Genomic DNA, 249 nt, shown 5'->3' on the forward strand with positions numbered 1-249 from the left:
TGAACAGACGAGAGACATGCTTAAGATCGATGAAGTCATAAATAGCAAAGGCTTTCCCGATCGCTGCGAGGTGGCGGTGATAGGTGGCGGCATCGTCTGCGTCAGCACGGCCTATGAACTCGCGCGGCGCGGCGTATCGGTCGTCTTGCTGGAAAAAGGCGTGATCGCGGGCGAACAGTCGGGGCGCAACTGGGGTTGGGTACGTCAGCAGAATCGCGATCTCCATGAATTGCCGCTTGCCATGCAAAG

1 protein-coding gene is annotated in these 249 nt (G+C 57.4%); it reads left to right on the top strand.

Going from position 1 to position 249, the window contains the following annotated elements:
- Positions 1–16 precede the first annotated feature (16 nt).
- Positions 17–249, top strand: a 233-nt coding sequence (locus SB816_RS33845) for an NAD(P)/FAD-dependent oxidoreductase (RefSeq protein ID WP_410548480.1), incomplete at its 3' end; no start/stop codon positions are given.

It is taken from the genome of Achromobacter sp. SIMBA_011 (genome assembly GCF_046535435.1).
In the GTDB taxonomy this organism is placed as follows: Bacteria; Pseudomonadota; Gammaproteobacteria; order Burkholderiales; family Burkholderiaceae_B; genus Achromobacter; species Achromobacter dolens.